Source organism: Bosea sp. OAE506 (assembly GCF_040546595.1).
Lineage (GTDB): Bacteria > Pseudomonadota > Alphaproteobacteria > Rhizobiales > Beijerinckiaceae > Allobosea.
In genome coordinates, this window is record NZ_JBEPOB010000001.1 from 1,110,986 (window position 1) to 1,137,792 (window position 26,807).

The 26,807-nt window shown below is 68.8% G+C and carries 29 protein-coding genes; 3 read left to right on the top strand and 26 right to left on the bottom strand.

Annotation, left to right across the window (positions count from 1 at the left end; genetic code table 11):
• Positions 1-94: 94 nt before the first annotated feature.
• The 13 genes from ABIE41_RS05365 to motA form a co-directional block, all read right to left on the bottom strand.
• Positions 95-676 carry a transglycosylase SLT domain-containing protein gene (locus ABIE41_RS05365; RefSeq protein ID WP_192644829.1) on the bottom strand — a complete coding sequence of 194 codons (582 nt, stop codon included), beginning with the start codon at positions 674-676 and terminating at the stop codon, positions 95-97.
• Positions 624-1,829, bottom strand: a complete 1,206-nt coding sequence (locus tag ABIE41_RS05370) for a flagellar hook-length control protein FliK (RefSeq protein ID WP_192644830.1) — start codon at positions 1,827-1,829, stop codon at positions 624-626. Before ABIE41_RS05370 ends, ABIE41_RS05365 begins: the two co-directional genes overlap by 53 nt.
• Positions 1,826-3,052, bottom strand: coding sequence for a chemotaxis protein MotC (locus ABIE41_RS05375; RefSeq protein WP_192644831.1), 1,227 nt, complete (start codon positions 3,050-3,052; stop codon positions 1,826-1,828). The genes ABIE41_RS05370 and ABIE41_RS05375 overlap by 4 nt, the downstream gene beginning before the upstream one ends.
• On the bottom strand, positions 3,049-4,284 hold the full coding sequence (locus ABIE41_RS05380; protein WP_192644832.1) for a MotB family protein: 1,236 nt from the start codon (positions 4,282-4,284) through the stop codon (positions 3,049-3,051). Before ABIE41_RS05380 ends, ABIE41_RS05375 begins: the two co-directional genes overlap by 4 nt.
• A 29-nt stretch (positions 4,285-4,313) precedes the next feature.
• Positions 4,314-4,979: a hypothetical protein gene (locus ABIE41_RS05385; protein ID WP_192644833.1), complete on the bottom strand. Its 666-nt coding sequence runs from the start codon at positions 4,977-4,979 to the stop codon at positions 4,314-4,316.
• Positions 4,976-6,601: a flagellar basal-body MS-ring/collar protein FliF gene (gene fliF, locus ABIE41_RS05390; RefSeq protein WP_192644834.1), complete on the bottom strand. Its 1,626-nt coding sequence runs from the start codon at positions 6,599-6,601 to the stop codon at positions 4,976-4,978. Before fliF ends, ABIE41_RS05385 begins: the two co-directional genes overlap by 4 nt.
• A gap of 162 nt (positions 6,602-6,763) precedes the next feature.
• Positions 6,764-8,017, bottom strand: coding sequence for a flagellin N-terminal helical domain-containing protein (locus ABIE41_RS05395; RefSeq protein ID WP_192644835.1), 1,254 nt, complete (start codon positions 8,015-8,017; stop codon positions 6,764-6,766).
• Positions 8,018-8,186: 169 nt separating this feature from the next.
• Positions 8,187-9,251, bottom strand: coding sequence for an EscU/YscU/HrcU family type III secretion system export apparatus switch protein (locus ABIE41_RS05400; RefSeq protein WP_192644836.1), 1,065 nt, complete (start codon positions 9,249-9,251; stop codon positions 8,187-8,189).
• A 32-nt stretch (positions 9,252-9,283) separates the two neighbouring features.
• On the bottom strand, positions 9,284-10,345 hold the full coding sequence (locus tag ABIE41_RS05405; RefSeq protein ID WP_192644837.1) for a flagellar motor switch protein FliG: 1,062 nt from the start codon (positions 10,343-10,345) through the stop codon (positions 9,284-9,286).
• 13 nt (positions 10,346-10,358) lie between these two features.
• Entirely contained in the window at positions 10,359-10,682 is a 324-nt protein-coding gene (gene fliN, locus ABIE41_RS05410) for a flagellar motor switch protein FliN (protein WP_465247111.1), read from the bottom strand.
• Positions 10,683-10,790: 108 nt separating this feature from the next.
• Positions 10,791-11,105: a hypothetical protein gene (locus tag ABIE41_RS05415; RefSeq protein WP_192644838.1), complete on the bottom strand. Its 315-nt coding sequence runs from the start codon at positions 11,103-11,105 to the stop codon at positions 10,791-10,793.
• A complete protein-coding gene (locus tag ABIE41_RS05420; RefSeq protein WP_192644839.1) occupies positions 11,086-12,033 on the bottom strand; it encodes a flagellar motor switch protein FliM in 948 nt (315 codons plus the stop codon). The genes ABIE41_RS05415 and ABIE41_RS05420 overlap by 20 nt, the downstream gene beginning before the upstream one ends.
• Positions 12,033-12,935 carry a flagellar motor stator protein MotA gene (gene motA, locus ABIE41_RS05425; protein WP_354191791.1) on the bottom strand — a complete coding sequence of 301 codons (903 nt, stop codon included), beginning with the start codon at positions 12,933-12,935 and terminating at the stop codon, positions 12,033-12,035. Before motA ends, ABIE41_RS05420 begins: the two co-directional genes overlap by 1 nt.
• A 169-nt stretch (positions 12,936-13,104) precedes the next feature.
• Between motA and ABIE41_RS05430 the strand changes: the two genes are divergently transcribed.
• From ABIE41_RS05430 to fliI, 3 genes are read left to right on the top strand one after another with little or no spacing between them, the layout of a single operon-like run.
• Entirely contained in the window at positions 13,105-13,890 is a 786-nt protein-coding gene (locus ABIE41_RS05430; protein WP_192644841.1) for a DUF1217 domain-containing protein, read from the top strand.
• A gap of 2 nt (positions 13,891-13,892) precedes the next feature.
• A complete protein-coding gene (gene flgF / locus ABIE41_RS05435) occupies positions 13,893-14,615 on the top strand; it encodes a flagellar basal-body rod protein FlgF (protein ID WP_192644842.1) in 723 nt (240 codons plus the stop codon).
• A 24-nt stretch (positions 14,616-14,639) separates the two neighbouring features.
• On the top strand, positions 14,640-15,962 hold the full coding sequence (fliI, locus tag ABIE41_RS05440; protein ID WP_192644843.1) for a flagellar protein export ATPase FliI: 1,323 nt from the start codon (positions 14,640-14,642) through the stop codon (positions 15,960-15,962).
• Positions 15,963-16,091: 129 nt separating this feature from the next.
• On the opposite strand, the gene ABIE41_RS05445 is transcribed toward fliI, so the two are convergent.
• The 13 genes from ABIE41_RS05445 to ABIE41_RS05505 form a co-directional block, all read right to left on the bottom strand.
• Positions 16,092-16,547 (bottom strand): hypothetical protein, encoded by a 456-nt coding sequence (locus tag ABIE41_RS05445; protein WP_192644844.1) that lies wholly within the window; start codon positions 16,545-16,547, stop codon positions 16,092-16,094.
• Positions 16,544-17,023 (bottom strand): hypothetical protein, encoded by a 480-nt coding sequence (locus ABIE41_RS05450; RefSeq protein WP_192644845.1) that lies wholly within the window; start codon positions 17,021-17,023, stop codon positions 16,544-16,546. The genes ABIE41_RS05445 and ABIE41_RS05450 overlap by 4 nt, the downstream gene beginning before the upstream one ends.
• A gap of 4 nt (positions 17,024-17,027) precedes the next feature.
• Positions 17,028-17,660: a rod-binding protein gene (locus ABIE41_RS05455; RefSeq protein WP_192644846.1), complete on the bottom strand. Its 633-nt coding sequence runs from the start codon at positions 17,658-17,660 to the stop codon at positions 17,028-17,030.
• Between the two features lie 246 nt (positions 17,661-17,906).
• A complete protein-coding gene (locus ABIE41_RS05460; RefSeq protein WP_192644847.1) occupies positions 17,907-18,305 on the bottom strand; it encodes a hypothetical protein in 399 nt (132 codons plus the stop codon).
• A gap of 6 nt (positions 18,306-18,311) precedes the next feature.
• Positions 18,312-19,064, bottom strand: a complete 753-nt coding sequence (gene fliR / locus ABIE41_RS05465) for a flagellar biosynthesis protein FliR (RefSeq protein WP_192644848.1) — start codon at positions 19,062-19,064, stop codon at positions 18,312-18,314.
• Positions 19,061-21,172, bottom strand: a complete 2,112-nt coding sequence (gene flhA / locus ABIE41_RS05470; RefSeq protein WP_192644849.1) for a flagellar biosynthesis protein FlhA — start codon at positions 21,170-21,172, stop codon at positions 19,061-19,063. The genes fliR and flhA overlap by 4 nt, the downstream gene beginning before the upstream one ends.
• A gap of 48 nt (positions 21,173-21,220) precedes the next feature.
• Complete coding sequence (locus ABIE41_RS05475; RefSeq protein ID WP_069053039.1) at positions 21,221-21,487, bottom strand: flagellar biosynthetic protein FliQ; 267 nt, start codon at positions 21,485-21,487, stop codon at positions 21,221-21,223.
• A 10-nt stretch (positions 21,488-21,497) separates the two neighbouring features.
• Positions 21,498-21,767: a flagellar hook capping FlgD N-terminal domain-containing protein gene (locus ABIE41_RS05480; RefSeq protein ID WP_192644850.1), complete on the bottom strand. Its 270-nt coding sequence runs from the start codon at positions 21,765-21,767 to the stop codon at positions 21,498-21,500.
• Positions 21,768-21,822: 55 nt separating this feature from the next.
• Complete coding sequence (gene flbT, locus ABIE41_RS05485; protein WP_210321100.1) at positions 21,823-22,299, bottom strand: flagellar biosynthesis repressor FlbT; 477 nt, start codon at positions 22,297-22,299, stop codon at positions 21,823-21,825.
• A gap of 8 nt (positions 22,300-22,307) precedes the next feature.
• Complete coding sequence (gene flaF / locus ABIE41_RS05490; RefSeq protein WP_192644852.1) at positions 22,308-22,655, bottom strand: flagellar biosynthesis regulator FlaF; 348 nt, start codon at positions 22,653-22,655, stop codon at positions 22,308-22,310.
• A gap of 131 nt (positions 22,656-22,786) precedes the next feature.
• Positions 22,787-23,839, bottom strand: coding sequence for a flagellar hook-associated family protein (locus ABIE41_RS05495; protein WP_192644853.1), 1,053 nt, complete (start codon positions 23,837-23,839; stop codon positions 22,787-22,789).
• A 5-nt stretch (positions 23,840-23,844) separates the two neighbouring features.
• The gene (gene flgK, locus ABIE41_RS05500; RefSeq protein ID WP_192644854.1) at positions 23,845-25,326 is read right to left on the bottom strand and encodes a flagellar hook-associated protein FlgK; all 1,482 of its coding nucleotides are present in this window, start codon (positions 25,324-25,326) and stop codon (positions 23,845-23,847) included.
• A gap of 31 nt (positions 25,327-25,357) precedes the next feature.
• Positions 25,358-26,614, bottom strand: coding sequence for a flagellar hook protein FlgE (locus ABIE41_RS05505; RefSeq protein ID WP_192644855.1), 1,257 nt, complete (start codon positions 26,612-26,614; stop codon positions 25,358-25,360).
• Positions 26,615-26,807: the final 193 nt, after the last annotated feature.

Here is a 26,807-nt window from a genome sequence, read left to right on the forward strand (position 1 = left end):
GGGCCATGGCTGACGCGCCGCCTAAGACGAACCGCACGCTAGCGGCGCCGGCCAGCGCGGGTGTTGACCTCGATCAAGGCCGCCCGGTCATCGCTTAGGACCGGGCGTATTTGGCCCCGCAGAAGGAGCGCGCAGTGTCGGTCCACTGGCCGAAGCCGGTGGCGACCATGTTGCGGATGACGGTGCAGACATAGCGATGCTGGGCCGGGTTGTTGTGCGGCCCGGCATGATAGCGCGCCACCGCCATGGTCCAGGTGTCGTGGCGGGCCTTCAGCCGCTTCAGGAACTTGGCCGAGTATTCGACATTCAGCGCCGGGTCGAACATCGCGTCGAGGCTGGGGAACTGGTCGCGATGGTAATGATGGTTGATCTGCATGCAGCCGATGTCGATCAGCTTCTTGCCCTTGGCGCGCGAGGTGTGGAACTCGTCCAGCGCCTCCTGCTTGCTTGCGCCGAAGAAGGCGCGCCCATGGATGTTGAGCGCGTAGGGCTGCAGCGAATTGCGCCGGCCGCTTTCGGTCAGACCGACCGAATAGAGCACGCCGACGGGAATGTCGTAGGCCTTTGAGACGCGGATCATGTGCTCCTCGCAGACCGTCTGGGCGGCGGCCGGCGCGAACAGGCTAGAGATAGCGATGAGGGTCGCGGCCAGGGCGAAGGCTTTCGCGCCGATCATGGGTGTCCTCCGTGCTGATGGGGGCGTCTTTGTGTGCGTCCCGCCGTTGCGGCTCTTGCCGGTCACTCTGCCGGTCCTGCTGGCGTGAGGGATCGAAGCCGCGGCCGTCGCGGCCAGCCCCGTCCTCGCGGGCACCGTCGCGTGGCGCGTCCTGGCCCGGGCGTGGATCGGCGCCGGCCGACTCGACATGGACGGTCTCGACCGAGACCTGATCGAGCGCATGGCCGCTCGCCCTGACGATCTCGCGCAGGGCCTCGCGGTCGTTGGTGAGCAGCTGCGCGGTCTCGGCGCGGCTGGCCTCGAGCCGCACCTCCATGCCGCCCTGCGAGATGCGCAGCTTGACGACGATGCTGCCGAGTTCGACCGGGCTGAGCTGGATGTGCAGGATTTTCGTCGGCTCGGCGATGCCGCCGGTCTTGCCGCTGCCGATGTCGGGGACATCCTGCGCGCGCGACGCCGAAAGCTCCGAGGCCGCCTGCCGGATCGGCTCGGCGACCTGCTGCAGCGGCGAGAGACGCAGCACCGGCGGCAGATGCGTCTCCTGCCGGATCACGGCGATGGTGAAGGGCTTGTCCGGGCCGGCGTCCTTTGCCGCGGGCTCAGGCGTGGCCGGCTTCGGATCGATCGTGCCAGTCGCGTCCGGCAGGTCGGGCAGGGCGACCTCCTCCGTCGGCAACGCGACGCCCGCCTCCGCGGCTGCGGGCAGCGGGGACGGCTCCATGGCGCCGACTGCGCCGGTGGCGGAGCGCGCGAGGACGCCGCTGAGGGTCGCGAAGCCATCCCGCCGCGGGCCGGGCTCGCGCCGGGGCTCGGCCTGCGTCTCCGGGGCGGGGGGCCGGACCGCGCCGAGCAGGAGCCGCGCCGCATCGGCCGTGCCGTCGGCGGTGGCGGCGGGCTCCAACGGGCCCGTGGCCAGGAGATCGGCGAGGCGTTCGGCGGGGAAGGCCTCGGCCTTGTCCCCGGGCTCCGCGCGGCCCGGCTCGGCGGGCTTGTCGGCCGTGGGCTTGCCGGCGCCCTTTTCGAGCGTCTGCAGCAGGGAGCGGAAGGCCTGCCCGCGCTCCTCGCGACCGCCGGCGGTCAGCCGCGCCTTCGGGTTCTTCGCGGCCTCTGCACTGCGGCCGGGGGGCAGGACGGGTGTCTCGACCTGGCTCATGGCCGGGCATCTCCGGAGCGGGCAGGGGTGAAGACGGGGTCGGCGAGCAGCTTCTGGGCCTCGGCGAGGCTGCGCTCGGCCCCCGACAGCAGGCGCTTCATCCGCGGGTCGAGATCAGCGGGTTCGGCCGGGGTGGCCGATCCCGGCGTCTGGGCGCCGCCAGAGGGCGCATCGACGATCTCGGCGGCGACGCGCAGGGCCGTGTGGAGGATGTCCTTTTCCTCCGGAGGCAGGCGGGCGGCGTCGATCTTCCGGAGGGTGTCGAGCGCTCCTCCGGCCCGGTCGATGCCGATGCGCGAGGCGGCCCGGTAGAGCGAGGCGCGCGTGATCGTCGCCTGATCGGCGCCGGGGATCCGCGCGACCTCCTCGGCGGCGAGGCGGGCCTGCTCGAAGCGCCCGCGCACCAGTGCGTCGCGGGCGATGATGAGGAGCACCGCGCGTTGCTGCTCGCGGTCGAAGGCGCGCAGCGTCGCCACCAGCCGGCGAAATTTGGCCGGGTCGCGGCCGATGTCGAAGCGCACCAGGCCGGTGGCGAAGCTCTGGCGGAAATGCTCGGCATAGACCGAGCGGTCGAAGCGCCGCATGTACTGGGCGGTGGCCTTCTCCAGCCGGTCGAGATCGTTGGTCTCGGCGGCGATGAAGACGGCGCGGCGCAGCGCGCCCTCCTCGACCAGGGAGCCGGGCGAGGCCAGTCTCGCCTGATCGAGCAACTGCAGCGCCCGCTTCTGGTCGTCGCGCAGGATCAGCGTGGCCTGAACCAGGGCGAGATGGCCGGCGAGCGATTCATGCAGGCCGGCGGGGTCGAGCGGCATCAGCAGCGCCTTCGCCCGGGCGCCATCTCCCACGACATAGGCGAGCGCGCCCTCGGCCAAACCCTTCGGCAGCCCGGCCGGCTCGCCGCGCTTGACCAGCTCGGCCAGGGGACCGGGCTGGCCGCCGCTGAGCACATATTGCACGGCGGCGCGGGTGTTGCGCGGATCGTCCCAGACGGCGGGAGCCTGCGCCGCCATCGCCTGTTCGAGATCGCGCAGCAGCTTGCTCTGGGCGGCATGGGCGGCCCTGTTTCCCGCCGCCGCCTCGTTCTGCAGCGACTGCAGGGTGCGCACGAGCTGATAGGGCGGGGCTGGCGCAGGCGCGGAATCCTGTGCTGCCAGGGCCGGTGTCGTCAGCGCCAGCGCGAAGGCCAGTGTGCCGGCGAGGGCCGCAAGGGACCGGCGCCTCATGCGCGCTTCTCCCGGATCAGGATCTCGATGCGGCGGTTCTCGGCGGCGTTGGGGTCGCCCGCCCGGGGACGGCGGCTGGCATGGCCCTCGATGTGTTCGATTCGCGCGGCGCTGATGCCGCCCTGGACGAGCAGGTCCTGCGCCGTATGGGCGCGGGAGGTGGAGAGCCGCCAGTTGTCGCTGCGGCCGTCGCGGAAGGGCCGCGCATCGGTGTGGCCTCGGATGACGATGGCGCCCTCGCGCTCCTTCAGCACGGCGGCGACGCGCTGCATCGCGGCCACCGTCTGCGGATGCGGCTCGGCCGAGCCGATGCCGAACATGCCGAAATTGGCGTTGTCGGTCAGGCTGATCAGCACGCCCTCGTCGGTCTTGCGGACATCGACCTGCGGCTGGTCGGCCCGCTGGGGACCGCCTTTCGCGATGGCCGAGGCAATGGCGGTGGCCATCGCCTCGTCGGCGCGCGACGCCACGGCGGTTGTGGTGGCGGGGGCTGCGACGGCAAGCCCCGGACGTGGCGACATCGCGGGGGAGGCCATGGCCATGACCGGAGGCGCGTCAGCGACGGGCGCGTTCGCGGCAGCTGGGTTCGTGGGTTCGCCCGCGGGCTGCGGCTTCGGGGCGGATTCGCTGGCGGGGGACGGGGCCGGGGCGGCGTCTCCCGCGAAGGCCTGCTGGCGCTCGGGCTTGTCGGTCTGGGGCGTCTGGCGCCAGAAATTCGGGTCGAAGGGGTCGCGCATCGCTTCGCCGCCATTCATCCCTGGCTTGCCGGTGGCGCCGAGCGTCAGGGTCGAGGCCCGGTCCGAGCCGGGTTCGGGCTTGGCGGCGGCAACCTCGGCGAGGACGGCATAGGGGTCCTCGAAGGCGGCCTTGCCCTGGCGGGGCTCCTTCAGCGTCGCGCTCGGCCGCCGGTCGGAGCCGGTCTTGGCGGCGCCGACCTGGTCGCCGTCATGGCGGCTGGTGCTGTCCACTTCGCCGGGCTCGGCGTCCTGCGGGTTGCGCACGCCCTTGCGGTCCGAGGTCGTGTCGGAGAGCCGGATCGGGTTGAAATACTGGGCGACCGTCTGGCGCGTCTCGCGATTGGTCGAGTTGACCAGCCAGAGCACGAGAAACAGCGCCATCATCGCCGTCATGAAGTCGGCATGGGCGATCTTCCAGACGCCGGTCTTGATCTGGTCCGTCGGCCGGCCGGCGCTGCGGCGGAGGATGATGAAGTCCTGGCGGTCGGTGTCCATGGCGCTGCCTCCGATGCGGGCGTGCGGTGTCAGGCGGCGGGCCGGCGGCGGCGGTCCGGGCCCTGGCCGCGGAGCCGCGCGACCCAGGCCGCGATGCGGGTTTCGATCAGGGTCTCGCCGAGGACGATCGACACATCGACGGCCTCGGTCTCGGCGAACTCGACCGGCGTCCCCGCGGGAAACACGCCGCGCAGGGTCGCCAGGAGGTCGACCGGTCCGCTGACGCGGATCAGCGAGCCGTCCCCGCCGCTCAGCAGCGGACGGATCTGGTCGATCAGCGCGCGGCTGGCCGCATCGCGCAGTTCGCCCTCAAGGAAGGGCCGCAGCAGGCGCCCGGTCGTCTCGGCGAGACGTTCTGCGAGCGCGTCGAGCGCCCGTGGAAGCTCGGCGGCCAGCGGTGTGGCGACCGCATCGGCCCAGTCGAGCCTCGCCTGTTCGAGCGCCGCCTCGGCTGCCTGCGCCTGGCGGGCGGCGGCGGCCTCCGCTTCGGCGCGAGCCTCGGCGAGACCCGCTTGGCGGCCGTTCTCGTAGATGGCGTCGAGATCGGGCGGCGGCTCGCGTGGGGTGCGGGGCAGGAAGGCGGGGAGCTCGATCTCAGGCTCGGGCGTGGCCGTGCCGGCCTCCGGCAGGAGGGCAAGCTCACCGTCTGCGATCTCGAAGCTCGGGATGAAATCGGCGGCGGACCGGTGCTTCACGCGCGCTCTCCCTCATGGATCCACTGCTTCAGGATCGCGGCGGCCTGCGCCTCGTTGAAATCGATCAGCTGCTCCAGCTTGCGCAGCGGCGAGCGCTGCGAGGCGTTGGTGAGGTCGCCGATCAGGTTGAGGCCGATTTCGCCGCCGGCGAGCTGGAGCTGGGGATCGACGGGCGAGACAGTTGCATCCTCGGTGATCGCGGCGACGGCGGCGGGCGCCGGGCGCTTCAGGATGGCGTTGATCGAGGGCCGCAGGCCGAACCAGATGATCAGGGACGCGAGGCCGAGGATGGTGACCGCGTTGATCAGCGTGCCGGACTGGCGCAGCAGCGCCTCGGCCACGCCGACGGGGGGCGTCGGCTCCAGCGTGCGGCTGCCCTGGAGGAAGTCGACCGCCAGCACCTTGACCGCGTCGCCGCGCTGGCCGCTGACGCCGGCGGCGGAGGCCACGACCTGGCGGACATCCTCGAGCCTGGCCTCGATCGCCTCCGGGCTGGGCGAGGCGCCCAGCGATTCGACCAGGCGCGGCCGGTTGATCAGCACGGCGATCGACATCTTGGCGACCGAATAGCCATCGCTGACGGTCTGGATGCGCTTGGATGAGATCTCGTAATTGGTCAGCTCCTCGCGGCGCTGCTTCTCCTCGCTGGAGCGCTGGCCGCCCTCGGCGCGCACGGCGCGCTCCGGCACGTTCTGCTCGACCGTCGTCGGCTCCTGCGTCGCGGCGTTCTGTGACGTGTCGTTCTCGCGCACGACCCGGACCGAGCGCTCGACCTTTGAATCGGGGTTGAAGACCGTCTCGCTGGTTTCCTTGCGGTCGGTGTTAAGTTCGGTGGCGACGCTGATCTCGAAATTCTCGAGCCCGAGATAGGGCGTCAGCGCCTTGCGGACATTGTCCTGGATCTCGCGGCTGACGCTCTGCTGCAGGCCGGCAAGCTTGGAGGAGGCCATCTGGCCGGGCTCGCCGCCGGTCGCGAGCAGGGTGCCGTCGGTGTTGAGCACCGTCACCTTCTCGGCCGCCAGCCCCGGGACGGCCGAGGCGACGAGATGGCGGATGGCCTGCGCGACATTGCCGGCGCCGGAGGTCTCGGTGCGGACGACGACGCTGGCGGAGGCCGGCTGCTGGTCGCGCCGGAAGGAGCCCTTGTCGGCGAGCACGAGATGCACGCTCGCCGCCTTGACGCCGCGCATGAGCTGGATGGTGCGGGCGAGTTCGCCCTCCATGGCGCGCACGCGGGTGACCTCCTGCATGAAGGAGGTCAGGCCGAGCGAGCCGAGCTTGTCGAAGAGCTCGTAGCCGCCGCTGGTGCTACGCGGCAGGCCCTTCTCGGCCAGCAGCATGCGGGCCTGGGCCGCCTGGGTCGGCTTGACCAGTACCTGCGTGCCCTCGGAATTGACGTCGAAGACGACACCGGATTCCTGCAGCGCCGCGCCGATGCGGTTGACGTCCTCGCGCTGCAGCCCGCTGTAGAGCACGGTCAGCTCGGGCCGGCTCAGCTGATAGGCGCTGATCCCGATCGCCGCGAAGACGAAGAGGCCGATCGCGGCGAGCGCGGCCAGTCGCTTCGGCCCCAGTTGCTGGAGGTTGAGCCAGATCTCTTCAGCGTATTGCCGGCCCGGCATCGTCGTTCCTTCATGCGTGGCAGGTGATGGAGCCACTGTGCTGGGCGAGCCTTGCGCGAGCATTGCGCGGGTTCAGGCCGCCTCTCGCGGGATGAAAACGGAAAAGGCCGCGCTCCCGGGGGAGAGCGCGGCCCTGTCTGGCGTGTGGAAATGCCTTTCGCGTCAGCCGCGGAACAGCGAGAGGATGCTCTGGCTGCCGGAGTTGGCGATCGACAGCGCCTGGATGCCGAGCTGCTGCTGCGTCTGCAGCGCCTGGAGGCGGGTCGATTCGGCGTTCATGTCGGCATCGACGAGCTGGCCGATACCGCGATCGAGCGAGTCCTTCAGGGCCTTCACGAAGTCCTGCTGCAGGCCGATGCGGTTCTTGATGGCACCGAGATTGGTGGCGGCATCGGTGATCGTGCCCAGGGCGTCGTCGACGGCCGAGATGTAGGTCTCGAGCTTGGCGAGGTCCGTGGCGTTGTCGGTCAGCTTGGCGATGTCGATGTCGGCGACGGAGAAGGTCTCCCAGGCGGTGCCGGTATAGGCATCGTAGGTCTTGTCCAGGATGCCCTTGTTGCTGTCGACCGGGGTGGCCAGCGCCGTCAGCGTCACCGCCGCGCCGAGACCGGCGACGCTGGCGTCGATCACGACGTTCGCATCGTTGCGGCTCTTGAAGGCGAGGGCGTCACCGGCGGCATTGATGCCGACCGACAGACCCTCGACGCCGAGCTTGTTGATCTCCTTGGCGATGTCCTTCAGCGAGGTGCCGGCGGCGACCGCGATGTTGAGGGCCGGAGCTGCGCCGACGGTGACAGTGATGTTGCCGCCGACGTCGAGCAGGGGATCGCGGGCCGCGGTGGTGACCGTCGGGAAGGTCTGCGCCGCATAGGCCGTGTCGAGGTTCGCGTCGTAGAGCTTGATCGCGTTCAGATCGACGGTGACGGTGTCGACCTGGACCTGGCCGCCGGCGCGGGAGAAGGACGAGACGACCGACTTCGTGGCGTTGTAGCTCGACGCCGTCGAGTCGACCGAGATCCAGTTCTCGCCGTTGAACACCGCGGAGTCCGCCGTGTTCTTGAGCTGGCTCTGGAGCTCCTTGATCTCGCTCTGGATCTTGTCGCGGTCGACGCCGGGGGTGCGGGCCGCGACGAGCTTGGCCTTGATCTCCGAGACGACTTCGACCGTGCCGTTCAGGCCGGTATACATCGTGTCGATGGTCGCGGCGCCGAGGCCGAGAGCGTCCTGCACCGCGCCGAGCGCCTTGTTGTCCGAACGCATCGTCGTGGCGATCGACCAGTAGGCGGCGTTGTCGGAGGCGGTCGAGACGCGCTGGCCGGTGGCGATGCGGTTCTGCGACTGGGCGAGGTTCTTGTTGGTCTGCGTCAGCGTCTGCAGCGCAGTCATCGCGGAGGTGTTGGTGAGCAGGCTGGTCATGATGATGTTCCTCAATCTGGAAGGGATTGGTGGGAACATTCCGGGTTTGCACCGGGATGGCAGGGCGGCTTCATGCCTTTGACGCCGGGGACGCACCCATCGGGTCAACCTGCCATGGGTCTGGTGTAGCGGGCGAAGCTTGCGCGGGGCTGGAGGGACGCAGCGCTCCTCACGCCACCTTCTTCGCGTAGACGAGGCAGAGCAGCTCGGCGACGACCTTGTAGAATTCCGCGGGGATCATCTGGTCGAGCTGGACGGCGGCGTGGAGCGAGCGGGCGAGCGCGCGGTCCTCGACCACGGGGATGTCGTTGGCTTCGGCGATCTCGCGGATCTTGAGCGCGATCAGGTCGGTGCCCTTGGCCAGCACCAGCGGCGCGCCGCCCTCCTCCTGCACATAGCGCAGCGCCACGGCGTAATGGGTCGGGTTGGCGATGATCACGGTGGCGCGCGGCACGGCCGCCATCATGCGGTTGCGGGCGCGGTCGCGGGCGAGCGAGAGCCGGCGGGATTTCAGGATCGGGTCGCCCTCGGCCTGCTTGTGCTCGTCCTTGACCTCCTGCTTGGTCATGCGCAGCGAGCGGCGCCAGAATTTCTGGGTCCAGACCAGGTCGATCGCGACGATCACGATCGTCGCCACGCAGGCCGCCGAGAGCAGGCGGATCGCGATGGTCAGGATCAGTTCCGGAAGGGCGCTGGGGTCCCTCAGCATGGCCGTCACCACCGTGTTCTTGTCCGATTTGAGGATCAGCCAGACGGTCACCGTGATGGCGGCGAACTTGGCCAACGACTTGCCGAATTCAACGAGGCCCTGGCTGCCGAAAATCCGCGTGAAGCCCTTGGACGGCGAGAGCCGCGACCATTGCGGCGTGATCCGTTCGAGGGCGAGCTGGGGCGGATGCTGCAGGAAGGCCGCACTCAGGCCGAAGACGAGGAAGAGCGCGAAGATGGGCCACAGGAACAGGCCGGCCTGCATCGCGGCGTAGAGCAGAAGCGCAGTCGTGTTGCCGCTGGTCGAGATGTCGAAGCCGGCGGGGTCGGCCAGGAAGTCGGTGAGGAAGCGGGCCATGCCGCCGGCGCCGTCCCGCATCAGGAAGACGCCGGCGATCAGCGTCGCGGCGATGGCGGCGAAGATCGGGGCCTCCTTGGAGGAGGGCGTGTTGCCGCGCTCGACGGCATCGCGCACCTTCTTCTCGGAAGCCTCCTCGGTCTTGCTCTCCTGGTCCTGTTCGGACACGCGTCGTCACCTCCCCCTCGGCGTCTTGCCGGTTACTGGAAATAGGCGCCCTCCTCGCGGTCCGGGTTGAGCTCGATCTCGCCGCGGCTGGCCATCTCCAGCGCGATGTCGGTGATGGCGCGACGGGCATCGACGACCTCGCGCTGCAGCGCCGGCTCGCCGTTCTCGAGATCCTGCTGCACGATGCGGCGCGCGCGCGCCGCGAGCGAGGAGAGGATCTGGTCGCGGAAGGCGGCTTCGGTGCCCTTGAGCGCGAGCACGAGCCGGTCGGTCGGGACCTGGTCGAAGATGGCCATGCGGGCGCGGGCCGAGAGCTTGACGATGTCATCGAAGGTGAAGAGCAGGCCCTTCAGCATCTCCGCCGATTCCGGCCGGATCCGCTGCAGGCTGCCCAGCGCCTCCTCCATGTCCTGGCTGTCCATCTTGTTGAGGATGTCGGCCATGCGGGCATGGGTGTCGGCGCCCTTGTTGCGCGAGAGGTTCAGCGTGAAGCCCTCGTAGAGCGCCTTCTCGACGATCGCCGCCGGCTGCTCGGCCACGGGCTTGAGGTTCAGCATGCGGCGCATCAGCTCGTGGCGCCTGTCGGCCGGCCACTGCGTCATCACGCGCGAGGCGCAGGCCGGCTTGAGCTTGGACAGCACATAGGCCGCCGTCTGCGGATGTTCCTTGGCGAGATAGCCGGCGAGCGCGCTCTCGGGCATCTGCGAGATGCGGTCCCAGATCGAGCGGTTGGCCGCCTCGGCGGTCTCGCCGATGATCTCGGTGATCTCCTCGGGCGGCAGCACGCCGGTGAGCAGCTTCTGCACCTCGCTGGGCGAGCCGACCAGGTTCATGCCGCGCGAGAACTGGTCGCTGAACTCGTCGACGAGATCGGCGATGTCGTCGGCGGCGACCGGGCCGAGCTCGGAGGCGCGCCGCATCAGGGCGCGGACCTCGGCGGTGTCGAGATGCTTCAGCATCCGCCCGGCCAGCGGCTTGCCCATGGCGAGCACGAGCACGGCCGCCTTGCCGGCCCCGCCGAGCGCCGCCGTCTTGCCCGCCGGGGCGGGCGTGGCGGGGCTTGTGGCCCGGGTGTCCTTCGCGATCGCCGTCATCGTGCGCCCGGCCTCACTCTTCGAACTTGGCCTGGACGCCGACGATCTCGGTCAGCGAGACGCCGAAGCGGCTGTTGTCGTCCTCGACGATGACGACCTCGCCGCGGGCGACGATGCGGCCGTTGACGACGACGTCGACCGGCTCGCCGACGCGGTGGTCGAGCGGCACCACCGCGCCGCGGCGCAGCTTCATCAGATTGGCGACCTGCATGGAGGCGCTGCCGAGCACGACCTGGATCGTGACGGGGATGCGCATCACCGCTTCGAGATTGAGCGGATCGTCGGCGGGCGCCGGGGCCTCGGCGGCCTCGGCCTCGATTGCCGCCTGCGGCTCCATCAGGGCGACGTCGGCCTGCTCCTCGGACAAAGCGAGGTCGGAGAGCTTCATCGGTTTGGTCGGCTTCTTCATGGTGGTCTCCCGGCGGGAAGGCGGAGGGATCTGCCGTCAGGCGGCGTTGGCCTTGCGGGCGGCGGCATGGGGCGCGTCGAGCCCGGCGCCGATCCGCTTCAGCTCGCCGGCGAGGCGGCGCCCGGTGTCGATGCGCTGGCCGAGTTCCTCGACGACGTCGCGGCCGCTGGCGTGCAGCTCGCGGATCGTCGCCTGGATGGCGGACAGCGCGGTCTCGGTCTTGCCGAAGACCTGCTGGAATTCGGCATGGTAGGCGCGCATGCGCTGCAGCTCGCGGCGCATGCGAAGGACCTGGAGGCTGGTCAGCAGCAGCGCCGCGAAGAGGACGGCTTCACCGAGATAGAAGATCATCGAAAAACTCCTGTTCCTGGTTGGCGCTGTCCTGCACGCGCAGGACATAGGAGCCGTCGCGCTGGCCGAGCTGGCACCAGAAGACGGTCTCGTCGTTGCACTGGAGGCGGACGGGGGAGCGCGGCGAGGCCTGCAGCTCGATGACCTGGCCGATCTTGAGGGCGCTGATCTCGCCCAGCGTCATCGGGCGCTCCTCGAGGATCGCCTGCAGCCTGACCTCGGTCTTGTGGACCTCCGTCTGGATCTGCCGCGTCCAGCGCTGGTCCTTGACGGTGGTGTGGCCGGAGACGACGCGGGTGAGGCTCTGGCGGATCGGGTTCAGGGCCGTCTGGGGGATGATGACGAACATCTGCCCGCAATTGTCGAGGCCCTGGACGAGGAGCTGCGACTTCACCGCCAGGTTGCTGCGGCTGCCGATGGCGGCGAAATACATCCGCGTCTCGATCTGCTCGAAGATGAAGCTGACATCGGCGACGGGGCTGAAGGCGGCCTGGAGGTTCTGCGCCGCGAGCTCGCAGAGTGCCTGCGCGACCTGGATCTCGATGGGCGTGTAGGGCCGCTCGTCGTCGGGGAAGTCCGGTTCGTATTTGTAAGGGCGCTCGCTGCCGTCGGCGCCGAAGAGCACCTCGATCAGGGTGAAGACGAAGTCCCGGTCGAAGCCGATCAGGATGCGCGAATCCCATTCCGGCGAGTGGAAGATGCCGGCGATGGTGTTGTGGGCGTGGGCGTTGAGCGCGTCGCCGATGCGCTGGCTCTGGACGTTGGCGACGGAGAAATAGGTCGGCGAGGTCGACATCTGGCGCACCGCGTCGGCGCAGCCGGTGGCGAGCCGGTCGAAGACCATGCGCAGCATCGGCAGCCGGTCGATCGAGATGCCTGTCGATTCGAGGAGCTTGTCCTCGCGGATGGCCTGGGCGGCGGTGCTCATCAGGCGGCTTCCTTCTGGGCGCGGTCATTGGCGGGCGCCGCACGCTGGCCGGCGCCGCTGATGGTCTTGTCCTCGACCTCGTCGATGGAGGGGCGCTCGGCGGCGGAGATGACCTTGCGGCCGTATTCGAGCGCGACCTGGGGCGCGGCGCCGTTGATGAAGGCGAGCAGGGTCTGCTTGACGACGATGTAGACGCGCAGCTGCTTCTCGCGGACCGCCTTGATCTTCAGCGAGATCGGGCCAATCACGCCATAGGAGAAGAAGATGCCGGCGAAGGTGCCGACCAGGGCTGCGCCGATGAAGCCGCCGAGCAGGGCCGGCGACTGGTCGATCGCGCCCATCGCCTTGATGACGCCGAGCACGGCGGCGACGATGCCGAGCGCGGGCAGGGCCTCCGACACGGTGCCCAGCGCGTAATAGGGCTTCAGACGGTCCTGGAAGTGGCTGCCGATCTCCTCGTCGAGCAGCGCCTCGACCTCATGGGCCTGCGCCTTGCCGACGATGATCAGGCGGAAATAGTCGCAGATGAAGGTGGTGAGCTGGGTGTCGGCGAGGACGCCGGGATAGGCCGCGAAGAGCGCCGATTCATAGGGCGTCTCGATGTGCTGCTCGATCTCGGCGCGGCCCTTGTTGCGCAGCTCGCGCATCAGCGCATAGAGCACGCCGAGCACCTCGAAGTAATGCGCCTGGCTCGGCGCCGTGTTGCGCAGCGCCTCCATCACCGCGGTGCCGGTGTCGGTGACCGTCTTCATCGGGTTGGCGACGAAATAGGTGCCGATGGCGGTGCCCAGGATGATCACCAGTTCCCAGGGCTGCCAGAGCACGGCGACATGCCCGCCCATCGCGGCGAAACCGCCGATGAGCGAGCCGACCGCAATCAACAAACCGATCAATACGCTCAAGGCGCCGCTCCTTCTCGCAATCTGCAAGTGAAGCGCTAGTGGATCTGGCTTGCGCGAGGCTGAAACGACTGTCGCGGGACAAAAGTCAGGCCCGCGCAAGCCTTGCACGGGAGTCTGATGTCTCATGAATGTCCGGGTGCACGCCCGGATCACGGCCGGGATTGCGACGATGACTACGACGACGATGGCGTTCCAGGCCGTGGCCCGGAACCTGCCCAAATCGCTGGAGCGGGCGGCCGCGGTGCCGCAGACGGCCAATGAGAGCGCGCATTATCTCGCCAATATCGGCAAGATCAAATCGATCGACGACTTCCTGGGCAACGACCGGATCTTTCGCTACGCGATGAAGGCCTTCGGGCTGGAGGAGATGACCTACGCCAAGGGCCTGATCCGCAAGGTCCTGACCGAGGGCGTCGACACCGCGTCGAGCTTCGCCAACAAGCTGACCGACCCGCGCTACAAGGAGCTGGCAACGACCTTCAACTTCGCCCGCAACGGCTCGGCGACGACGAGCTTCGACCGCACGCAGAAGCCGATGACCGAGCGCTATGTCCGCCAGGTCTTCGAGGAGCAGCAGGGCAGCCAGAACGAGAATGTACGGCTCGCGCTCTATTTCGAGCGCAAGGCGTCGGGCCTCAAGAACGCCTTTGAGGTGCTGGCCGATCCGGCGCTGCTGAAGGTGGTGCAGACGGCGCTCGGCATCCCCGCCTCGACCTCGATGATGCCGATCGACAAGCAGGCGGAGATGATCTCCAAGAAACTCGATTTCGACCAGCTGAAGGACGCGGAGGGCGTCAAGCGCTTCCTGCTGCGCTTCACCTCGCTCGCCGATATCGGCGCCAGCCAGAGCGCGGCCAATAACGCCCTGACCATCCTCGTCGGGCCGCCAGTTGCGGCCGGGGTCAGCACCGATGTCCTGTTCAGCATCCAGAATCTCCGCCTCGGAGGCGTGTGACCATGCAGTCCTCGATCTATGTCGGCCTGTCCTCCCAGCTCGTGCTGGAGAAGCGCATGGAGACGCTGGCGCGCAACGTCGCTAACATGAATACGGCCGGTTTCCGAGCCGAGGAGGTCAAGTTCAGCACCTTCCTGTCGAAGAAGGGGCCGGATGCGGTCTCGTTCGCCTCGGCGGGGGAAACCTATATCAGCCGTATCCAGGGCGGGCTCGACAAGACCGGCAACCCGCTCGACGTCGCCGTCGAAGGCGAGGGCTGGCTCGCGATCACCACGCCCGCCGGCACGGTCTACACCCGCGACGGGCGGATGAAGATGACGCCGCAGGGCGAGCTGCGCACGCTTTCGGACCATCCGGTGCTCGATGCCGGCGGCGCGCCGATGCAGCTCGACCCCGAGGGCGGGCCTCCAGTGATCGCCCGCGACGGCATGATCTGGCAGGGCAACCAGCAGGTCGGCGCGATCGGCCTCTTTTCCATCGACCCTGCCGCCAAGCTGCAGCGCCACGACAATTCCGGCGTGATGCCCGACCGCCCGGCGACTCCGATCCTCGATTTCGTCCGCAACGGCGTGCGCCAGGGCTTTGTCGAGGGCTCGAACGTCAACCCGATCCGCGAGATGACGAAGCTGATCGCGGTGACGCGCGCCTTCGAGAGCGCGGCGAATGCGATCGACAAGGGCGAGAAGGCGGTGGACGGCGCTATACGCTCGCTCGGCGAAAGCTGAGTGTAGCGACCGGACATGACTCCCATGAACGCCCTTACACGCCTCGAACTGGCCCTGGCCGGCGGGCCGCAGCCGCATGATCTGGTTCAGGTCAGCGGCAGCGTTTCCGAGGTCACGCCGGCGGCGCTGCGCGTCGGCGGTCTTTCGCGCTTCGTGCGGCTGGGCGAGCGCATCGCGCTTTCGACCCATGGCCGTGCGGAACTGGGCGAGGCGATCCGGATCGATCGCGACGGCGTGCTGGTGAAGCCCTTCGCGACGACCGTCGGCGTCGGGCTCGGCGCCCGCGCCAGCCTTGCCGGGCCGCTCGTGCTGCGCCCCTCCCAGGGCTGGAAGGGCCGCGTCGTCAACGCCTTCGGCGAGCCGATCGACGAGGGCGGGCCGCTTCCGGCCGGCGATGTCGCGATGCCGGCCGAGGGGCCGCCGCCGGAGGCGATGCGGCGCGCGCGGGTGACGCGGCCGATCCGCACCGGCGTCAAGGTCGTCGACCTGTTCACGCCGCTCTGCGCCGGCCAGCGCATCGGCATCTTCGCCGGCTCCGGCGTCGGCAAGTCGAGCCTGCTCTCGATGCTGGCGCGGGCACCGGGTTTCACGACGATCGTCATCGGACTCGTTGGCGAGCGCGGCCGCGAGGTGCGCGAGTTCCTCGACGACACGCTGGGCCCGATGCGCGCCCAGGCGGTCGCCGTCGTCTCGACCAGCGACGAGAGCGCGATGATGCGCCGGCTCGCGCCCAACACCGCCATGGCGGTCGCCGAGTACTTCCGCGACCAGGGCGAGGATGTGCTGCTGATCCTCGATTCCGTGACGCGCCTCGCCCATGCCGCGCGCGATGTCGCGCTGGCGGCCGGCGAGCCCGCGGTGGCCCGCGGCTATACGCCGAGCGTCTTCAGCACGCTGCCGAAGCTACTCGAGCGGGCGGGGCCCGGCGTCGAGGGCACCGGCACGATCACAGGCATCTTCTCCGTGCTGATCGATGGCGACGACCACAACGACCCGGTCGCGGATTCGATCCGCGGTACGCTCGACGGGCATCTCGTGCTCGACCGCGCCATCGCCGACCAGGGCCGCTATCCGGCGGTGAACGTGCTGGGCTCGGTCTCGCGCCTCGCCCACCATGTCTGGACGCCGGAGCAGCGCGGGCTGGCGTCACGCATGAAGGCGCTGATCTCGCGCTTCGAGGACACGCGCGACCTGCGGCTGATGGGCGGCTATCAGGCCGGTGCCGATGCCGAGCTCGACAAGGCGATCGTTCTGGTGCCGAAGATCTACGAGGCCCTGCACCAGGAGATGAGCGCGGCGCTCAGCACGGATGCCTTCAAGGATCTGGCGAGCACGCTGCAGGGGTGAGGGTGGTTGAAGCGCGTACCGTCGCTTTGGCCGCCACCGTCATTGCGAGCGAAGCGAAGCAATCCAGGGAGCTTCGAGCGCGCCCTTCTGGATGGCTTCGCTTCGCTCGCAATGACGGCGACGCCGCTCTCAGCCGCGGAGCTGGTCCTTGCGAACGTAGTTGAATTCCTTGACCAGCACGTCCTTGACGAGTTCGCCGCCGAGGCGGGCGTTGACGCCGGTCTTCACGGTCTTCAGCAGCGCGTCGATGTCGACGCGCTCCAGCCGGGAGAAATCGACCTTGCCGTTGGAGTAGATCGCCCGCAGCGCCTCGTCGCGGACGTAAGGATGCGGCTTCACGGTCATCTGGCGCAGCGTGCGGGCATCGGCGGTGAAGACGAACTGCGCCGCGACATAGCCCTGCACATCCCCGTTCGCGATGATCGGCACATGGATCAGCGCCGTCTCCTCATATTCGAGCCCCTCGAAGAAGGGGGCCTCGGCGGCCGGCGGCGTCTCAGCGCGCCAGGTCAGGGCGAGGTGGCCCGAGAGCAGCGTGACCCCGCAGACCCAGGCGCCGAGGACGAGCAGCCGCGCCGTGGTCATGAGGCGCGGGCCCGCGGCACCGGCGCGGCGGCGAGGCGCGAGGTGGCGGAATAGGTGCCGTCCGACTCGGCGTCGATCAGCGTGCTCGTCATGGCGGAGGCGATCTCGCGCACCGCCTCGAGGTGCATCCCGATCGCCATCCGGTTGTGCTCGAGCTTCAGCCGCAGCGAGGAGAGCCGCGCGATCAGCGGGCCGTCGCCGACCTCGTCGCGCATGGCGCGGAGCGCCCGGCTGGCGTCGAGCAGCAGCCGGCTCTTGATCTCATTGAGGCGGTTGAAGTCGGCGCTGCGCAGCGCCATCAGCTCGCGGGTCTCATGGTCGATCGCCTGTTCGAGGCGGTCGAGAACGGCCCACATGGCGCGGGAGGCGGCGCTGGGGGCCGCGGGCTCCTCCTGCATCGCCACGGGCGGCGGCACCAGCGCGGGGAGCGTGGCCTGGATATCGGCGAGCGCGGTTGTGTCGGACAGCTCGGTCATGGGGTCAGGCCTGTCGGAAGTTGGAGCGGGCGACGCCACCGGAACTGGCCGGCTTGGTCAGGTTGAGGAAGCGCTGCTCGACGGAGAGCGGGATGGCGAGGTCGCGTGCATTGGCGCCGGCGATCCGGCCGTCGAGCAGCTTGTGCGCGGCGGCGACGGCGCCGTCGGCGGCGCCCGTGTTGTTGCGGGCGGCGATCGCGGCCTCGACCTTCTCGCGGAGGCCCAGGCCGCCCGCCTTGGCGATCTGGTTGGCGATCTGCTCGGAGAGCATCGAGCGCCAGACGCCGCCGGCAGTGCCGCTGCCGAAGTTGTTCGCCGTCGCCTCGGGCATCATCTGCTCGATGAAGGTCTGGATCACCTGCGCCTCGAACTGCTGCATGGTCTTGGCATTCTTCGACGGGACCGCTGACGCCATGTCATGGAGTTTAGCCGGCACAAGAGCGGCAAATTTCTCGCGGGCTCCGGCGAGGCCGGGGACACCCCCGGCCGGGGCCGCCTCGTCCACCGCTGCGGCGAACTGGGTGCCGGCGATGCCGTTGCCGAGCTTCTGGAGCCGGTCAACGGCGAGCTGCAGGCGTGCCGGATCGGCGGCGCGGGCCACATCGAGCACGATGTCCGACGGAGGAGAAATCGCCATTGTCACCTTCCAGGGTCGTTGAACGATCTGGTGCCGATGATGGCGGATCAGGCTTGTTTCAGGCTTGCGGGCGGCGCTGTTTTGGCGTCCGTCAGCGGCTCCAGTCCTCATCCCGAGGAGCCGCGGAACGCGGCGTCTCGAAGGATGCTTCAGATGTCTCGGGAGCTTCCTGGAGCATCCTTCGAGACGCCATTCCCAAGAGAATCGCTCCTCAGGATGAGGCCTGAGAGGCGATCCCGGCAGCCCTCAGAGCGTTGCCGCCCGCTGGCCTTCACGCGCATCCATGATCTCAACGAGCGCGCCGTCCTGGTCGGCGCGGAGCTTCACCTTGCGGACATGGTCGGCGAGGCGGGCGGTGCGCTTCTCGCGGCCCGTCTCGGCGAGGACCTGCTTCGCCTGGACGATCGCGGCCGCCTCGAAGCGCGCGGCCGAGACTTCGGTCCGGTGCAGGCGCTTCGCGGTCATGTCGGCGAAGAGCCCGGCGGTCGGCCCGTCGCCGTTGAGCGCCGCGACCAGCGCACGGGATTCGGCGCGCGCCGCGGCGGCCTGCAGCTCGATCGCCTTCTGGCGCCATTCGGCGAGCTTGCGGATGCGCGACTGGATCGACAGCATCCGCTCGATCGCCTTGAGTCGCTGGCCCTGCATCTCCGCTCAGCCCCGCGCCAGCCAGGTGGAGAAGGCGGTGATGAACAGGCTCAGCGCCTCCGGCCCCGAGAAGTAGAGCAGGAACAGCCCGCCCGCGATGACGAAGGGCAGCGAGATGAAATAGACCGGGATCTGCGGCGTCAGCTTGTTCATCAGGCCGATCGCGAGATTGACGATCACCGCATAGATGATGAAGGGGCTGCCGACGCGCAGGGCCAGATTGAAGGTCTCGGACGCTCGGTCGGCGATCTGGATCAGCCCGGCCTGAGCGTCGAGCGGCGTGCCCGGCGCGATGCGGCTGTAGGAGCCCGCCAGCGCGCGGATGACCTCGGCGTGCTGGTTGGTGACGAACATCAGCGTCGCCGCCGTCAGGGTGATCAGCGTCACGAAGGGGGCGGAGGCCTCGGCCTCGTCGATCGGCAGGCCCGGCAGCTGGCCGAGGCCGGCGGTCGTCGCCATCGCGGTCGCGATGGTCTGCAGCGCCAGGAAGAAGAAGCGCGCCATCAGCCCGATCAGCGCTCCGGTCATCGTCTCCGCGAGCACGACGCGCAGCAGCGTGGCCGGGCCCGGCGAGACGAGATGGGCGAAGGCCGGCAGCACGTAAGGCGTCAGCGCCAGGGTGACGCCGACGGCGATCATCAGCCGGAAGCGGACGGGCACGCGCGGGCTGGAGAAGCCCGGCATCAGCATCAGGCAGGCGCCGATGCGGCAGAAGATCAGGAAGGCATGCAGCACCGTGTCGGGCGTGAACGGCGTCACGAGATCGTACCCAGCAGGTTGACCTCCAGCCCGCGCGCAATCTCGACATGGGAGAGGACGGGCAGCGCCGGGAAGATGCGCTCGACGATCATGCGCACGTAAGGCCGCGCATCCGGGCTGGTGACGAGCACGAAGCTCTGGCCCTGGTCCATGCGGGCGCGGATCGCCGTCGTCGCCTCGGCCGCGAACTCCTCGATCAGGCGCGGGTCGATGTCGAACTCGACGACCTCGCCCTTGGCATCGCGGCGCAGGCTCTCATGGAAGGCGAGGTCCCAGCGGTTGCCGAGCCTGAGCATGTTGAGCACGCCGCCCTGGGTGAGGTCGCCGCAGATCTGCTGGGCCATGCGCATGCGCACATGCTCGGCGATCTGCTCGGCGCGGCGGACATGGGGCGCGATCTCGGCGACGACCTCGAGGATGAGGTGGAGATTGCGGATCGAGACGCGCTCGGCCAGCAGCAGGCGCAGCACCGCCTGCAGGCTCGAGAGCGACATATGGGCCGGGCAGATCTCGTCGAGCAACTTCTTGTATTCAGGTCCCAGCCGGTCGAGCAGCGCGCGCATGTCCTTGTAGGACAGGAGCTGGCCGAGATTCTTGCGGATCGTTTCGCTGAGATGGGTCAGCAGCACCGAGAGCCGGTCGACCGGCTGCATGCCCTCGCGCCGGACCTCGTTGGCGTAGCTTTCCGAGACCCACATCGCCTTGACGCCGAAGGCGGGCTCGCGGACCTCCTCGCCCGGCAGATCGGGCAGGCGGCCGTCGCCGACGACGACCAGCATGCTGCCGGGGCGCATCTCGCCGGTGGCGGCGACGGTGCCGTGGATGCGGAACTCGTAATGCTTGGGCGGCAGCGTCAGGCTGTCGGAGAGTTTGATCTCGGGCACGACGAAACCGTATTGCTGCGCGAATTTCTTGCGCATCTTGCCGACGCGATGGGCCAGTTCGCTGTGCGAGGTCAGCATCTCGGCGGCGAGCTGCTTGCCGAGGCTGAGTTCGATCTCGGCGGTGCGCAGCGATTCCTTGATCGTGTCCTGGCTCTCGCGCACGGCCTCCTCGGCCTCCATGGCGCGGATCTCCTCGGCGGCCGCGGCGCGCTCGGCGTTGCGCTTGGGAATCGTGTAGCCGACGAAGGCCATCAGCCCGCCGAGCAGCGCGAAGGGCAGAAGCGGCAGGCCCGGCACCAGCGCCAGGATCACCATCAGGAAGGAGGCGACGAAGAGCGCGCGGGGATAATGCCCGAGCTGGCCGAGGATCGCCTGCTCGGCCGTGCCGCGGGTGCCGCCCTTCGAGACGAGCAAGCCGGCGGCGAGCGAGACGATCAGCGCGGGGATCTGGGTGACGAGGCCGTCGCCGACCGCGAGCTTGACGAAGACGTCGGCCGATTGGGACAGCGACATGCCGTGGCGGGTGACGCCGATGATGATGCCGCCGAGGATGTTCACGGCGGTGATGATCAGGCCGGCGATGGCGTCGCCGCGGACGAATTTCGAGGCGCCGTCCATGGCGCCGAAGAAGGAGCTCTCCTCCTCCAGCTCGAGGCGGCGGCGCTGCGCCTCGGGCGCGTCGATCAGCCCGGCCGAGAGATCGGCGTCGATCGCCATCTGCTTGCCGGGGATGGCGTCGAGGGTGAAGCGGGCGCCGACCTCGGCGATGCGGGTCGCGCCCTTGGTGATCACGATGAAGTTCACCGTGACGAGGATGATGAAGACGATCAGGCCGATGACGAAGTCGCCGGCGATGACGAAGCGGGCGAAGCCGTCGATGATGTAGCCCGCCGCATGCGAGCCCTCGTTGCCATGCGAGAGGATGACGCGCGTCGTGGCGATGTTGAGGGCCAGCCGCAGCATCGTCGCGACCAGCAGGATGGTGGGGAAGGAGGAGAACTCCAGCGGCTTCTTGATCCAGAGCGCCACCATCAGGATCAGCACCGAAAGGGCGATCGAGAGCGCAAGGCCGAGATCGATCAGGAAGGCCGGGATCGGCAGGAACAGGATCGACAGAATGCCGATGATGCCGACGGCGAAGCCGATGTCGCGGCGGCTGGCCGGCGGTTCGCCCAGCACAGCCTTGGGCGCGACCTTGCCGGTGATGAGATGGGGCGTGGCCATTCTGGCACCCTGTCCTGTCGTCGGAAATGCGCGCCCGTCGGCGCGCGCTCAGAAGCCGCGCTCGATGCGCCCGTAGACGCGCTCGGTGAAGGCGAACACCTGGGCGCCGGTGAAAGCGCCGGTGGCCGCCATCACGATCAGGATGACGACGATCTTGGGCACGAAGGTCAGCGTTGCCTCCTGCACCTGCGTCAGGGCCTGCATCAGCGCGATGATCAGGCCGATCGCCATCGCGGCGGCCACGGCGGGGCCGGCGCCGACGATGATCGCCCAGACCGCGTCACGCATCAGGTCGAGGGCGTCGGCCTCGTTCACGGCCGCCGCCTCAGGCTTGCGTCGTGGCGGGCTTCAGCGCCGCGATGCCGGCGATGATCTGGTCGAGCTTGGCATTGGCCGTGACCGACTGCTCGACCTGCGAGAGCGCCGCGAATTGCTGGACGTATTGCGCCGGGTCGGTCGGGTTGGTCGGATCCTGGTTCTTGGCCTGGGCGATCAGGAGCTGGAGGAAGGTGTTGTAGTCGCCCATGGCGTTCTTGGCGCTCGTCGAGCTCGAGGTCGTGCTCGTCGTGGTGCTCTGGATGCTGCTCACGTCCATGATCGGCTCCGCCGGGTTCGGGGTGGCGACCCGCCGGGAGGCGGGGCTGGTATCGTCAGGCGAGCTGGGCTTCGCAGCGCCGCGGCGCGGCGGACGCGACCCTCACCGTTGCCGTCAGGCTAGACCCCCTGGCCTGCCCGGAGCTTGCGAGGATGGCGGCTTCCGCCGGATAGAGCGCCCGCAGCTGCTTCAGCGCCTCGAAATGCCGCTCCTCGACGATCAGCCGGTCGACGGCCTGAAGCCCGAGGAGCACGTCGGCATCCTCGAAGATGCAGGCGGTCGTCATCAGCATCCGGTCGAAGAGCAGCCGGGCGGCGCCGGCGTTCTTCGGGTCGATCAGCATGGTCTGGACGACGAAATAGAGCTGCCGCAGTGGCGTCGTCGTCTCGTCGGGCTGGATGACATGGGTCTCGAGCAGGAAGGTCGCGTCGTTCATCAGCTCGAGGCTGACCTTGCGGTCGAAGCGCAGGATCGCCCCGTTGATGTAGATCTTCTCGTTGGCGCGCAGAGAGAGGTTCATCGGCTTGCCCATCCTCCGGCTCAGGCCAGGCTGTCGCGGATCATCTTGTTGACGTCGATGACCGATTCGAAATCCTCGGACTGTCCCAGCCGCAGCGCCTCGCCCTGGCGCAGGGCAAAGAGGCCGATCGAGATCAGCGAGGCGCGCAGGTTCTCGGGCAGGCCGTTCTCGGCACTGCCGAGGTCCTCGATCAGCAGCGTCCAGAGACGGCGCAGGAAGCCGACCGCCTCGATCGTCTCTGGCGAGGCCGCCCCGGTCGGGCGTGCTTCCTCGAGCAGGGTCACGGCGTGGTCCAGCGCGCGCCATTCCTGGGCGCGGGCAAGGGCGTAGTCATCTGCGGCCATAGCCGCATAGGAGCTCTGGTACATCGGGCATCTCCGGACGGTGGACGGGAGGGCGGGCTTCGGCGCGCAGCCGCCCGGTCGCGCCGGCGGAGCCGGAGCGGGAGGCGAGCGCGGATGGCGGGGCGCCCGGCGGCGTGGAGCGGCCGGGCGCAGGGTCAGCTCATGAACTTCAGGATGTTGAGCTGCTGGATCCGGACGGTCAGCGCATAGGCGGTGTCGAGCTGCGTCGTCAGGTCGGTGACGCGGACATTGGCCTCGTAGGGATCGACGTTCTCGAAGCCCTGGATCTGCTTGGCGACGATGTCGCGCTGGATGGTGAGCCGCTCGCTCGAGACCTTGACCCGCTCCTCGATGGCGCCGAGCTGCGCCTGCGTCGCCGTGAGGCCGAGGATCGCCTTGTTGACGCTCTCGATGCTGGCGTCGACGACGGCGCGGAAGGCGTTGGTGTTGAGGGTCTCGGTACCGAGGTCGTAGGCCATGGTGTAGGCCATGGCGAGGTCGCGCATGGTCTGCGTGTTGGCGTTGGTCGAGACCTCGACGACCTCGCTCAGCGAGATCCGGCCGGTCATGTTCTGGTCGAGCGCCGAGGACCAGTTCGTGCCCCAGGCGGGATTGGCGAACTCCGCCGGCAGCACGGTCTGCAGGAAGGTCGTCATGTCGGCCTGCGTGATGTTGGCGACGGCGGGCGCGTTCTGCGCGAAGCCGAAATAGCCGGCGAAGGCAGCGTCGATCGCGACCTTGTTGCCCGGGGCCGGGGTGGCGAAATAGTCGGTCATCGGCCGCTGCTGCGTGTTGATACCGGCGAAAAGGAACTGGCCGCTGGAGGAGGCGTTGAGCGACGCCGTCAGCGCCTGGAGATTGTTCTTCGCCTCCGATTTCAGGACCTCGGCGCCCTTGTCGCCGTCGCGCACGCTGATCAGCGTGGCGAGGAACTGCTCGGCGGTCTCGCGCATGCCGTCGAGCGCCTTCTGCGTCACCTCCAGCCGCGAGGCGACGAGGCCGTTGGTGTCGACGATGCCGTTCAGCCGGTCGTACTGGTCACGCAGGCCGACCGTCTTGCCGGTGCTGCCGCCGAGCGTCAGCCCGATATCGGCATAGCGGCCCGTGGTCGATTCCTGGGTGGCGTCGGCCAGGCTGTCGCGGGCCTTCGCGACGGCGTTGCGCAGCGTGCCGGAGAGCGAATAGTTCGAGATGAAGCTCGTCTTCATGGTCGTTACCTCACGGCCTGCAGCAGCGCCTCGAGCATCCGGTCGATGGTCGAGATCAGGGTCGACGAGGCGTTGAAGGAGCGCTCCAGCTCCATCATCAGCGTCATCTCCTCGTTGATGTCGACGCCGGTGACGTTCGACAGCGCGGCCGTCGTGCGTTGCAGCAGCGCGGTTTCGTAGCCGAGCGTCTGCGTCGAGGTCTGGCGCTGCGCCTCCAACCAGCCGACCGAGGAGCCGGCGAAGCCGACGAGTGTGTCGGTCGGGTCGGCGCCGGTGGCGGGGTCGAAATTGCGGCTTGTGCCGAGCGCGGTCAGCAGGCCCTGGATGCGGTCGGGGAAGCCTGCGGCGCCGCTGGCATTGTAGCTGTAGTTGGGGTCCAGCGGGTCGGAGATGCCGCCGTCGCGCAGCCGGTCGAGATCGCCGCCCTGGGACGGGTCGGCATTGGCGTTGATGCGGATCGCGCCGGCGAGCCCCGCCACCGTCACGCCGGTGGCGGGAATGGCGGCGGGGCCGGGCGGCGGGCCGTAGGTGAAGAGCCCCGCCTGGTCGGGACCCACGCCGGTCTGGTCGCTCTCGGCGAAGACCTCGATCAGCCCGCGGGCGATCTCGTCGAGCTGGCTCTGATAGGTGACGGTGATCTCGTCGCGGACGATCGCCGAGCCGTGGATCTGGCCGGATTTCAGCGGCATGATCGCGTTGGGGCCGGTGACCGGCACGCCGTCGACATAGACCGCGTTGCCGGGCGTGCCGGCGCCGAGCGCGAAGCTCGGCACCATCGCGACGCTGCGCGGCACCGTTTCGAACAGGGTCACGCCGCCATCGGTGTAGATCACCATGTCGTTGTTGGGACGCGTCGCCACGCTGATGCCCATCTCCTCCGAGAGCTGGGAGAGGATGCGGTCGCGCGTGTCGAGCTGGTCGGTGATGTCGGCGCCCGACTGGCTGCCCTTGACGATGGCGCGGTTGGCGACCTCGAACTCCTTGAGCAGGCCGTTCACCCGCTCGACGCCGAGCGCCATGTCGGCATCGGCCTGCTGGCGGACGGTGCGCACCGCCTCGCTGGCGGCGTTGAGGCTGCGGACCATCTCGGTCGCCTTGGTCAGCACGTTCTGCGCGAGCAAGGGATCGTCCGGCGTCACGCCGTACTGCTGGAGCGCGTTTGTCAGCGCGCCGAGCTTGGCCGCGAGCGACTGGTCGAGCTCGGGGTCGTCGACCGTGGCTTCCAGCTGGTCGAGCGCATCGACGATCGCCTGCTGCCCTGAGGTCGTCGCGGTGGAGCCGAGCTTGGCCGCGAAGAGCACCGAGTCCACGGCACGGCTGATCGAGGCGATCCTGACCGCACCGCCATAGGTGGTCACCAGCGTGCCGGCCTTGCGGTTGTAGTTGGGGTCGTCGGCGCCGGCGACGTTGCGCGAGAGCACGGAGGTCTGGGTCGAGGTCGCGGTCAGGGAGGACTGCGCCACGTTCAGGGCGGATGACAGGCTCATGGCAGGGTCCCCGTCTCGCTTTCGGCTGCGCTCAGCGCTTCAGGTTGACGAGGACGTCGAGGATTTCCGAGCCGGTCTGGAAGACCTTCGAATTCGCCGTGTAGCTGCGCTGCGACTCGATCATCGCGGTCAGCTCGGTGGCGAGGTCGACATTGGACTGCTCCAGCGCCCCGGAGCGGATCGAGCCGAAGCTGCCGCTCTCGGGGAAGCCGACGATGACGTCGCCCGAGCGGTCGCTGACCGAATAGACATTGCCCGATTGCGGGGTCAGCTGGTCCGGGCTCGGCACGGTGGCGAGCGGGATGCGGTAGGTCGCGCGCCGGGCGCCGTTCTCGAAGACGGCGTAGACGGTGCCGTCATTGGCGATGTCGACGCTCTCGACCGCGCTCGGGGCGTTGCCGTCGACGGCGAGTTCGAGCGCGGTCTCGCCGGTCGCGACCTGCGAGACCTGGCTGAAGTCGATCGTGGCGGTGGCGCCGCCGGGAATGGCGACGGTGAAATTCGCCGGTGCGGTGGTGAGCTGGCCGGTCGGGCCGAAGGCCAGCGCGACGTTGGCGAGCGGGCCGCCCGCATAGGGGAAGCCGCCGGCGGTCGCGGCCGCCTGGTCGAAGACCACCGCCTGCCAGGTGTCGAGCGCCGTTCCGGTCTTGGCCATGTAGACGTCCAGGAATTTCTTGTTGCCGAGATTGTCGTAGGAGACGATCGAGGCCTTGCTCGAATAGGTGCTGCCGGCGACGTTGTCGGAGGGCAGGGTGCCCGGCGCGATCACCGCGGCATTGGAGTCGAGCACGCCCTTCAGCGTGCCGCTCACCGTCGGGTTGGCCTCATAGGCGACATTGGCGAGGTTGATGCGCTCCAGCCCGTCGAGGCTGTTGGCGACGACGGTCGGGTCGCCGTTCTGGATCGGGTAGCCCATCAGGTAGAAGCCGGCCGAATTGACCAGTTCCTGGCTGCCGTTCTTCACGAAGGCACCGGCGCGGGTCATGTAGGGCGTGCCGCCGGCATCGGTGACGACGAAGAAGCCGTTGCCCTTGATGGCGAGGTCCGTCTTCGAGGTCGAGCCCATGATCAGGCCCTCGTCGGAGATCGCGTAGCGCGTCGTCGTTTCGACGCCGCCGGAATTGTATTCGCTGTGGTTCCCTTCGGAGATCAGCGAGGAAAACTCGGTCGAGGCGCGCTTGTAGCCGACGGTGTTGACGTTCGCGATGTTGTCGCTGACCGCGCCCAGCTTGCTGCCCTGGGCGGCCATGCCGGATACGCCGGTGCGCATGATCCCGAAAATGCTCATCTGCCGATCTCCAAGCCAAGCTTTCGAGGCTCATCTGATCTGGAGTTGCTTGCCCGAAGCTTTCGCCGGACGATGGTGAGCTTTTGATTCAATTTTGACAGGAAACGACCGACGAATACGTTGGATTCGACTCCATATACTATAGGCGCTCCCGCGCGCCTGATTTGGCGACCGGCCGGCCGGAAAGCAGTGG

Excerpts from the sequence above, each read along its gene's own strand:
- flgK (WP_192644854.1), bottom strand. The coding sequence starts at position 25,326 with ATGAGCCTGTCATCCGCCCTGAACGTGGCGCAGTCCTCCCTGACCGCG.
- ABIE41_RS05370 (WP_192644830.1), bottom strand. The coding sequence starts at position 1,829 with ATGAGCCAGGTCGAGACACCCGTCCTGCCCCCCGGCCGCAGTGCAGAG.
- flhA (WP_192644849.1), bottom strand. The coding sequence starts at position 21,172 with ATGGCCACGCCCCATCTCATCACCGGCAAGGTCGCGCCCAAGGCTGTG.
- ABIE41_RS05380 (WP_192644832.1), bottom strand. The coding sequence starts at position 4,284 with ATGGACACCGACCGCCAGGACTTCATCATCCTCCGCCGCAGCGCCGGC.
- flaF (WP_192644852.1), bottom strand. The coding sequence starts at position 22,655 with ATGTACCAGAGCTCCTATGCGGCTATGGCCGCAGATGACTACGCCCTT.
- ABIE41_RS05505 (WP_192644855.1), bottom strand. The coding sequence starts at position 26,614 with ATGAGCATTTTCGGGATCATGCGCACCGGCGTATCCGGCATGGCCGCC.
- ABIE41_RS05375 (WP_192644831.1), bottom strand. The coding sequence starts at position 3,052 with ATGAGGCGCCGGTCCCTTGCGGCCCTCGCCGGCACACTGGCCTTCGCG.
- ABIE41_RS05455 (WP_192644846.1), bottom strand. The coding sequence starts at position 17,660 with ATGGCGATTTCTCCTCCGTCGGACATCGTGCTCGATGTGGCCCGCGCC.
- fliI (WP_192644843.1), top strand. The coding sequence starts at position 14,640 with ATGAACGCCCTTACACGCCTCGAACTGGCCCTGGCCGGCGGGCCGCAG.
- ABIE41_RS05430 (WP_192644841.1), top strand. The coding sequence starts at position 13,105 with ATGACTACGACGACGATGGCGTTCCAGGCCGTGGCCCGGAACCTGCCC.
- ABIE41_RS05420 (WP_192644839.1), bottom strand. The coding sequence starts at position 12,033 with ATGAGCACCGCCGCCCAGGCCATCCGCGAGGACAAGCTCCTCGAATCG.
- ABIE41_RS05395 (WP_192644835.1), bottom strand. The coding sequence starts at position 8,017 with ATGACCAGCCTGCTCACCAACACCTCCGCGATGACTGCGCTGCAGACG.
- ABIE41_RS05450 (WP_192644845.1), bottom strand. The coding sequence starts at position 17,023 with ATGACCGAGCTGTCCGACACAACCGCGCTCGCCGATATCCAGGCCACG.
- ABIE41_RS05480 (WP_192644850.1), bottom strand. The coding sequence starts at position 21,767 with ATGGACGTGAGCAGCATCCAGAGCACCACGACGAGCACGACCTCGAGC.
- ABIE41_RS05445 (WP_192644844.1), bottom strand. The coding sequence starts at position 16,547 with ATGACCACGGCGCGGCTGCTCGTCCTCGGCGCCTGGGTCTGCGGGGTC.
- fliN (WP_465247111.1), bottom strand. The coding sequence starts at position 10,682 with ATGGAGCCGCAGGCGGCAATCGAGGCCGAGGCCGCCGAGGCCCCGGCG.
- flbT (WP_210321100.1), bottom strand. The coding sequence starts at position 22,299 with ATGGGCAAGCCGATGAACCTCTCTCTGCGCGCCAACGAGAAGATCTAC.
- flgF (WP_192644842.1), top strand. The coding sequence starts at position 13,893 with ATGCAGTCCTCGATCTATGTCGGCCTGTCCTCCCAGCTCGTGCTGGAG.
- fliF (WP_192644834.1), bottom strand. The coding sequence starts at position 6,601 with ATGCCGGGCCGGCAATACGCTGAAGAGATCTGGCTCAACCTCCAGCAA.
- ABIE41_RS05365 (WP_192644829.1), bottom strand. The coding sequence starts at position 676 with ATGATCGGCGCGAAAGCCTTCGCCCTGGCCGCGACCCTCATCGCTATC.
- ABIE41_RS05415 (WP_192644838.1), bottom strand. The coding sequence starts at position 11,105 with ATGATCTTCTATCTCGGTGAAGCCGTCCTCTTCGCGGCGCTGCTGCTG.
- ABIE41_RS05495 (WP_192644853.1), bottom strand. The coding sequence starts at position 23,839 with ATGAAGACGAGCTTCATCTCGAACTATTCGCTCTCCGGCACGCTGCGC.
- ABIE41_RS05460 (WP_192644847.1), bottom strand. The coding sequence starts at position 18,305 with ATGCAGGGCCAGCGACTCAAGGCGATCGAGCGGATGCTGTCGATCCAG.
- ABIE41_RS05405 (WP_192644837.1), bottom strand. The coding sequence starts at position 10,345 with ATGACGGCGATCGCGAAGGACACCCGGGCCACAAGCCCCGCCACGCCC.